Source organism: Paraglaciecola arctica BSs20135, from assembly GCF_000314995.1.
Taxonomy (GTDB): Bacteria; Pseudomonadota; Gammaproteobacteria; order Enterobacterales; family Alteromonadaceae; genus Paraglaciecola; species Paraglaciecola arctica.
The window spans coordinates 46,806-55,357 of sequence record NZ_BAEO01000066.1; the positions used below are offsets into that span (position 1 = coordinate 46,806).

General features: G+C 40.1%; 6 protein-coding genes. 1 reads left to right on the plus strand and 5 read right to left on the minus strand.

Annotation, left to right across the window (positions count from 1 at the left end):
• Positions 1 to 176: 176 nt before the first annotated feature.
• From prsT to GARC_RS24165, 5 genes are all read right to left on the minus strand, one after another.
• On the minus strand, positions 177 to 2,936 hold the full coding sequence (gene prsT, locus GARC_RS24145) for an XrtA/PEP-CTERM system TPR-repeat protein PrsT (RefSeq protein ID WP_007625525.1): 2,760 nt from the start codon (positions 2,934 to 2,936) through the stop codon (positions 177 to 179).
• A 45-nt stretch (positions 2,937 to 2,981) separates the two neighbouring features.
• Positions 2,982 to 4,229, minus strand: coding sequence for a UDP-N-acetyl-D-mannosamine dehydrogenase (gene wecC, locus GARC_RS24150; protein WP_007625526.1), 1,248 nt, complete (start codon positions 4,227 to 4,229; stop codon positions 2,982 to 2,984).
• A 514-nt stretch (positions 4,230 to 4,743) separates the two neighbouring features.
• Positions 4,744 to 5,118: a GxxExxY protein gene (locus GARC_RS24155; RefSeq protein ID WP_007625531.1), complete on the minus strand. Its 375-nt coding sequence runs from the start codon at positions 5,116 to 5,118 to the stop codon at positions 4,744 to 4,746.
• Positions 5,119 to 5,384: 266 nt separating this feature from the next.
• On the minus strand, positions 5,385 to 6,509 hold the full coding sequence (wecB, locus tag GARC_RS24160; protein WP_007625532.1) for a non-hydrolyzing UDP-N-acetylglucosamine 2-epimerase: 1,125 nt from the start codon (positions 6,507 to 6,509) through the stop codon (positions 5,385 to 5,387).
• A 37-nt stretch (positions 6,510 to 6,546) separates the two neighbouring features.
• The gene (locus tag GARC_RS24165; protein ID WP_007625533.1) at positions 6,547 to 6,789 is read right to left on the minus strand and encodes an acyl carrier protein; all 243 of its coding nucleotides are present in this window, start codon (positions 6,787 to 6,789) and stop codon (positions 6,547 to 6,549) included.
• A gap of 130 nt (positions 6,790 to 6,919) precedes the next feature.
• On the opposite strand from GARC_RS24165, the gene GARC_RS24170 reads away from it, so the two are divergent.
• Complete coding sequence (locus tag GARC_RS24170) at positions 6,920 to 8,506, plus strand: acyl-CoA ligase (AMP-forming), exosortase A system-associated (protein ID WP_007625534.1); 1,587 nt, start codon at positions 6,920 to 6,922, stop codon at positions 8,504 to 8,506.
• The last annotated feature ends 46 nt before the right edge of the window (positions 8,507 to 8,552 follow it).

Consider the following 8,552-nt stretch of genomic DNA (forward strand, 5'->3'; position numbering starts at 1 on the left):
CTAAAGACTATTTTATTTTCAATAGCTTTTAATTTTTGTTGTATACACTTCAAGTGCTAACTGAATGTCCAAATTGTAAAAATTCCTGACACAAACTAGAGTGTATTTCCTAAATTAAAAAGCCCTACATCATTAATTAGGGCTATTAATAGCTTTGATATTTTACCAATCTCAACCTACAACTTGCTTCGCAACTGCATCAAGCGCTTAGATTCCTCATTTGTTGGACGCTTAACCTTGTCTAATATCTCATTTGCTTTCTTCATGTTTCCCATTGAAATCAATAATTCAGCAAAATGTAAATTAATTGCATTAGATGCAGGTTGCATAACTGCTGCCTTAGATAAATTGACATAGGCGTTACCCATTTGATTGTCCTTAAACTGAATCCAACCTAGGGTATCTAAGATATCTCCATTTTCTGGTGCTAGAGCCACTGCTTTAGTCGCAGCAGTTATTGCCTCTTCAAGATCAGCGTTTGCCATTAAGGTATTAAAGGCAAAATTATTAAGCAACGCAGCTGTTTCACCAAACTGAACTAACAGGTCTTTGTACATACCTGCCGCTTTATTATAATCACCTATATAGGTATAAAAACTCGCAACAATTCCCCTAAACTTCTGCGGAGAGGGCGTTCCCTGTATACTTAGCTGCTTTTCGAACATAGCTTTGGCCTGAGTAATATGGCCATTGCCAATCATAGCCTTGCCTAACATGGCTGCAGAAATGTAGCTTGGATATAAATTATGCGCCTTCAACAATAATTTTTCTGCCTTCTCATAGTCCATGGCATTCAATGCGAGTTGCCCCTCATAATAAGGGATAAGAGTATTGTTATTATTCTCTGGATTTTGCTTGATTTTTTTCAGTATCAAATTAGCTTTTTTAATTTGATTAAGTTTTGTTGCATAATGCAATTGCAAAAGCGTTAACATATTTTCTGAGGGAAATATCTGCATAGCACTTTCTGTCAATTCAAGTGCCCGTTGATCATTTCCAATCAACTCGTGCCCCCCAATTTGACGTAAGTATGGATACAAAGTATTCGGATACTCCACTCCCCACTTTTCATAAGTAGCTAAACCTTGTTTTGTATCACCCAGTTGAATATAAGTGTCACCCAAGGTCATAAAACCTAGTGGATCCAAACCATCAACTTCGCCTAATAATTGAATAGCTAATTTAGGTTGACCATTTAAGCGCTTACTCAAGGCCAACGCACTAAGAGCTCCTTTATTACTACTATCCATTTTATGGATTTTTTCTAAATAAGCTTCAACTTCAAGATTTTGTTGAAGTTGCTTTCCTGAATTGACTACAGCAATTAAAGCTTGGGAGTTATTAGGAGAAAAAGATAAAATATTTTTTGCAACAGTTAGTATTTCAAGAGGCTGTTTACGCTGCTCGTAAATTTGTAATAAGTACTGGTTTGCCCCAAGCTGTTGAGGTGTGATTAAAATAGCCTCATTAAATGCTAACAAGGCTTTATCTAAGTCACCTGAATTAAAATAAATTACGCCTTCAAGAGTTTTGCCGTTGGCCTTATCTATTTCGTACCATTGCTTAGCGACATCAAGTGCTGCTGCTCTATCACCATTACGAACATGAGCCATGGCAAGTTGCATCCAGCCAATTGCGAGGTCTTTATCATTATCAACAACTTCCTTCAACAAGGCGATTGCCTGCTCTTCATCTTTACCAATATTCATTGCAGCCAGACGCATTTTTACTGCATTGTTGGATCCATCTAATTCTTGTGCCTGATTTAATAGATCATTAGCACTACCAAAATTGCCTGACATTGCCAGTTTAGCTCCGGTAAGTGAGAACAACTCTGCGTCGCTCCTATCCATCTGCTGCAATGATTGTAATGAATCGGATGCTTCAATATTATATCCCAGAATTAATTGCACACGGGCAAGTAGCCTGTTTACGTCATCGCTATGGAAATCCTGACGTTGTGATAAAAAATTTAAATGTTTATATGCATGCTCAAAAGACTCCAATTGATACGCGCTTACGCCAGCGATCATTCTGACAGATACTGAGTCTAAGCCATTTTGAATAGCCTTCTCGGAATAAAGCGAAGCCTGTTCAAAATTCTTACGCTTGTAGGCTATATTTCCCTTATAAAAGTTAATCAGTGGATTGTTGCTATTCAGTTTAAGCAACTTGTCCGCCTCATTATCGGCTTCATCTAATTGCTCAGCTTTAATCATCGACTCAACTAGTTGAAAATTTACCGTGTTGGGTTGAGGCATGAGTTTTTTAATTTGCTTAAAGCTATCAACTGCGGATGCATAGTCTGAAGAAATATAGCTAATTAAAGCATTTAAATACTCTGTTTCAACTGGTCGATAACTCATTTTTACCAATTCTTGCAGCTGTGCTTTAGTTTGAGCATAATCCTTGTTATAGAAATTAGTAAAAGCCTCAGCCACTAATAGGTCTTGTTCTGACAAACTAGCCTTTATGTCTTCCAGAGAGATAACTGTAGTATCTTTGGTACTTTGTAAATACGCTAGATACTGAAACAATAGTGCTGTACTTAAGGCAGATGGCTCGCTTACCTTAGCGGTGTCCAATAATTTTACAGCGGCATCAAATTGATCAGAATAATAATAAACTTGAGCTAGCAAGGGGATCACTTCATCATCTGAAACACCCCTTTCCCGAGCCTTATGCAATTCCTTTTCCGCTGCATCAAAGGTACCTTTCTGAACATATAGCTTGCCCAGCGTTAAACGTATGCTGCCGTCTTCTGGAGCCAAAGAAACTGCGTTTTTTAATTCGATAATGGCGGCGTCAGTTTTGCCACTTTGAATAAATCGATTGGCGCTGACAAGCGATTCTTCGGTGGTTTTTTGCCCGCAGGCGACAAGGCTAATCGCAAGCGTAGAGGCAATTATCAATTTGGAAAATTTAATGCTTTTCATCTTTAATCCCTTTCATTAATTTTTGAATGACCGATAAAACCCAACTTAAAGATGGGCAAACAAGCCTCGCGTATCAACCACTACCTTGGTATTTACGTCATTTATAGTGAGGGCTTTAAACGGTTTATGATCCACTAACACCAATAATACATTGGCTCGTTCAAGTGCCTCTGCAAGGCTAACTAATTCCACGCCTTTGCCTGCCAATTTTTCCGGTAGTTGATGGATATTTGGCTCTACCGCCAACAATTCGCCAATATTCATTTCAGCTAACTGAGAGGTAATATCCAATGCAGGACTTTCACGTAGGTCATCAATGTCAGGCTTGAACGCTAATCCTAAACACGCTATCACTGGACGTTTAAATTGGTCAGCCGCTGCTTTAACTTTTTCGATAACGTACTGAGGTTTGTTGTCGTTTATTTCTCGTGCCAAACGGATCATTTTCGCCGTTTTGGGCGCTGAATCAACAATAAACCAAGGGTCAACGGCGATACAGTGCCCGCCTACTCCCGGACCTGGACTTAATATATTAACTCTAGGATGGCGATTAGCCAGAGCGATGAGCTCCCACACATTAATTTTTAATTCATCACAAATAATAGACAACTCATTGGCAAAAGCGATATTTACATCGCGGAATGAGTTTTCAGTCAGTTTGGCCATTTCAGCGGTGCGAGCGTTGGTGACAATACATTCACCGCGTACAAAGGTTTTATATAGTTCAATCGCCTTTTCGCTACACTCTTTGGACATGCCGCCTATAATACGATCATTTGATACCAGTTCTTCTAATACACGTCCGGGCAGAACACGCTCAGGACAATGAGCAACGTGCATATTGGGTTCTTGACTGGATTGGCCAGGGAAACTCAGATCAGGTCGTAGTTCTTGTAGCCATTGTGAAAGTTGTTCAGTGGCACCAACTGGGGAAGTTGACTCCAAAATGATTAAATTGCCTTTTTCGAGCACAGGTGCAATGGCTTCGGCCGATTTTTTAATATAACTAAGGTCTGGCTTTTTACCTTCTTTAAACGGCGTTGGCACCGCTATCATAAAGGCCTCGGCTGGTTCAGGGATCAATGACGCTCGAAGCTTACCCATAGTTACAGCGGCTTGCACAACCATATCTAAATCAGGCTCAACTATGTGCACTTTCCCCTGATTCACCGTATCAACAGCTTTTTCAGAAACATCTATACCAATCACTTCAATACCACGAGAAGCAATAACCGCCGCAGTGGGCAAACCAATGTAACCTAATCCAATAACCGAAACTTTTTTAAATGCCATTCTTATTCCTTATTAAATTCATTCATGCTAAGACGCAAGGGCCACTTTAAAAACTAATAATTACCACAGAGACACAAAGGTCGCAGAGAAAACGATAAATCAATATTCTAAACAACAAAAGAACCTCTGTGCTCTCTGCGCCTCTGTGGTTACCTTATCTTAATAACAACTAATAATTACCACAGAGACACAGAAAAATTTCTAATTTCTTAACTATAAAAACTCTGACCCAATGCAACTATGTGGCTACTTGTACTTAAACTGTTAATTACTCAACACAAACGGACATCTTTTTTAACCAATAAAACTCTCCGATCTTAGCGCCTCTGCGAGAGATAAATCAGTCTCCCCATCTTAAAACGATTCTCACGCAGAGGTGCAATGGCGCAGAGAAAGGCAACTAATCATCTAAATCACTAAGAGCCATTTAAGCCTTATAAAAAGCTTACCAACCCTTTTGATCTTTTAACCATTAAAACCTCTGCGTCTCCGTGTCTCTGTGGTTACCTACTCTTCAGCTGTTAATCATTCGACAAATGCCGTTTTTTAATATCGGCACATTAAAATTCAAAATTAATCCCAATCTCAGCCCGGTAAGTTTCAAGTAAGTTAAAAGTTGGGCTTTATGGATTTTTTCTATACTACTCGCCGCTTTAATTTCAACAATTACAAGATCTTCAATCAACAAATCCAATCGATAGCCGGCATCCAATTTTTTGCCTTTATAATTTAGTGGTAGATAAACTTGTCTTTTGACATGCAGCCCGCGAAGCTCCAGTTCATGGTTCAGACAACTCTCATACGCTGATTCAAGTAAACCTGGACCTAAATGACGATGCACTTCAATCGCAGATCCAACCACTATTCCACTTAGCTCATTTTGTTCCATTTATATCACCATTTCATCCTTAAAATCTGTGACTCCCTGTCACTTTAGCCTACGCAAAACCACTAAATCATCATAGGAACTGAGGTAAATTCTCACCACAGAGACGCAGAGGCACAGAGAACATTCTAATTTTTTACTATAAAAACACTGAGCCACTGCGACTATGTGGTTACGTGTACTTAAACTATTAATCTTTCAACACCACTGGATATCTTTTTTAACTGAAAAAACCTCTGTGCCTCTGCGTCTCTGTGGTTAAACGCTCTTTAGCTGTTAATTATTATATCAGCAATCCGCTGACAGGCTTTGCCATCACCATAAGGGTTATGCGCAAAAGACATATTTTCATAGGCCTGTTTATCGGTAAGTAAGGTCATGGATTCATTAACAATACAATCGTAATCTGTGCCCACTAACTTAACCGTTCCTGCATCAACGGCCTCAGGTCGTTCTGTTGTATCACGCATGACAAGTACAGGTTTACCCAGTGAAGGCGCTTCTTCTTGCACACCGCCACTATCGGTTAAAATAATATATGCCCGACTCATCAGATAAACAAAAGGAAGATATTCCTGAGGTTCAATTAGAAACACATTCTCGACATCATGCAAAATACGATTTACAGGCTCCCTTACATTGGGATTAAGATGCATAGGATAAAGCACTTGCACATCAGGTTGCTGAGCAAGAGTGCGTAGCGCCTGACAAATATTCTCAAAACCGTCACCAAAACTTTCACGTCTATGGCCTGTGACTAAAATAAGTTTCTTATTTGGATCAAGAAAATCGAATTGAGCCAACAACTTTTTATTAAGCTCTTTATCTGTTGCTATACGCTTTTCCACTTGAATAAGTGCATCAATGACCGTATTTCCGGTGACGAAAACACTATCGGCATCGACATTTTCAAGTAGTAGGTTGTTCTGGGCTTTAGTGGTGGGTGAGAAATGAAACTTAGTGAGTGCGCCTGTTAATCTGCGATTAATCTCTTCTGGCCAGGGACTATAAATATTACCGGTACGCAGACCGGCTTCTACATGCCCCACTGGAATACGTTGATAAAAAGCGGCCAACGAAGAGGCAAAAGTAGTAGTTGTATCACCATGCACTAACACTAAATCTGGTTTGGATGTTTCCAGAACACCTTTAAGCCCTAATAAAGCTTTAGTGGTAATGTCGTATAAGTCCTGTCCGGGTTGCATTAGGTCAAGATCATAGTCAGGCTTTAATTCAAATAAATCGAGCACTTGATCTAACATCTCTCGATGCTGGGCAGTGACACAAACTTCTACATCAAGCTCTTTTCTACTTTTCAATTCCAGCACCAAAGGCGCCATTTTAATTGCTTCAGGTCGGGTGCCAAATACTAACAATACTTTTTTAATACTCACAACATTTCCTTAATTTCCAAACCGACAACAAAAGTGGTTAGATTTTTTGCTCAACAAAACTACATAGCGTCCCAAAAGTTTCAAATACCTCTGCGCTAATTTCGTCATCATCAATTTCAATGCCGAAAGTTTCTTCAATCGCAGTTAACACTGTTACTACGGCCATTGAATCAAATTCAGCAATGGAACCCAACAACGCAGTTTCTGCATCTATAGGGGTATCATCGGAAAGTTGCAGAGCGTCAATTAATATGTCTTTCACCAAGGCGACTGTATTCATTCTATTACTACCTGTATTATTGCTTTTTTGTTATGGACAGAGCTTGGCTCTATTGTCATTATACTTATTGTTCCATTATTTATCCCAATAAGAAATACCTTTAAAACACTTAAGAGAGATAAGCGCCAAGATGGTAACCTTTTTCGATGAACTCATTTCTTACACTGCCAGTGTAAAACCAAACAACCAAGCCATAATCTATAAACAACAAAGCCTTAGCTATGCTCTATTAGACAAACAGACCTCTGAAATAGCTCTTGGATTGTCAGGCCTTGGTCTACAACGAAGCGAAAGAGTAGCCGTATTTTTACCTAAGTTGCCCGTAGCAGTGATGTGTATGTTTGCAGCCACACGTGCAAACGGCACATTTGTTCCGATCAATTCGGTATTAAAAGCACTACAAGTTCAACATATTCTGAACGACTGCAACGTAAAAGTGCTAGTCACCAGTAGTGATCGCTTAAAAGCACTGTCAAGTATCATAAATCAGTGTCCTGATTTAAAGCATGTGGTGTTGATAGACAAGTTGCCTGCCAAGGCAGAGATAACAGAAATAGATACCCAATTGAGTCTGCTTGCCGAGTTGCCAGCTGAAGAAATCAGGCAAGTGCCGCGAGTAGAGAACGATATGGCGGCTATTCTATATACCTCAGGCAGCACGGGGAAACCCAAAGGAGTTGTGTTGTCCCACAGAAACTTAGTCTGCGGCGCCCATAGCGTTTCGAGTTATTTGCACAACGATGAAAGTGACGTGATATTAGCCTTACTGCCGATTAGCTTTGATGCGGGCCTTAGTCAAATAACAACGGCCTTTTTTGTCGGTGCAAGTTGCGTATTAATGGATTATTTTTTACCGGGTGATGTGGTTAAAACCATTGAGAAACACAAAGTAACGGGATTGACCGCCGTTCCGCCCCTCTGGCAGCAATTGATGAAAATAAATTGGCCTGACTCAGCTACTGCGCAATTGCGCTATTTTGCCAACACTGGCGGAGCAATGCCCCAAGTCACACTAGCAAAAATTCGTGACACTTTTAAAAACGCAGCGCCTTATTTGATGTACGGATTAACTGAAGCATTTCGCAGTACCTATTTACCTCCTGATAAAGTGGACGAACGTATTGGTTCAATGGGTAAGGCTATCCCCAACGCAGAAATCATGGTTGTAGATGAAGATGGCAGAGAGTGTGCAGCAAACGAACCTGGCGAATTGGTACATCGAGGCCCTTTGGTCAGCTTAGGTTATTGGAACGACGTTGAAAAAACCGCTGAGCGCTTTAAACCGGTACCAGTCAAACGAAACGGTTTAGTATTAACCGAAATGGCCGTATGGTCTGGAGACACTGTAAAAAAAGATGACAGTGGTTATCTATATTTTGTTGGACGCAAAGATGAAATGATTAAAACATCGGGCTACAGAGTAAGCCCGATGGAAATTGAGGAAGCATGTTATCAAGGGGCCGAAGAAGTCGCTGAAGCCATAGCTTGCGGGGTCAGCAATCTCGAATTAGGCCAAGCTATAGTGCTGCTGATCGTGGTCAAAGACGAGCATCAAATATCTGAGAAAGACTTACTAAATAAATGCAAAAAGAACCTCCCAAACTTTATGCACCCCAAATGGTTGGAAATACGCTCCCACTTACCCCGTAATCCCAACGGAAAAGTTGATCGCAGCATGCTAAGTAAAGAAATGAAGGAAAAATATAGCAATAAATGAATAAGTAGTTCATTACAAAGGAATAAAACCACAGAGACGCAGAGAA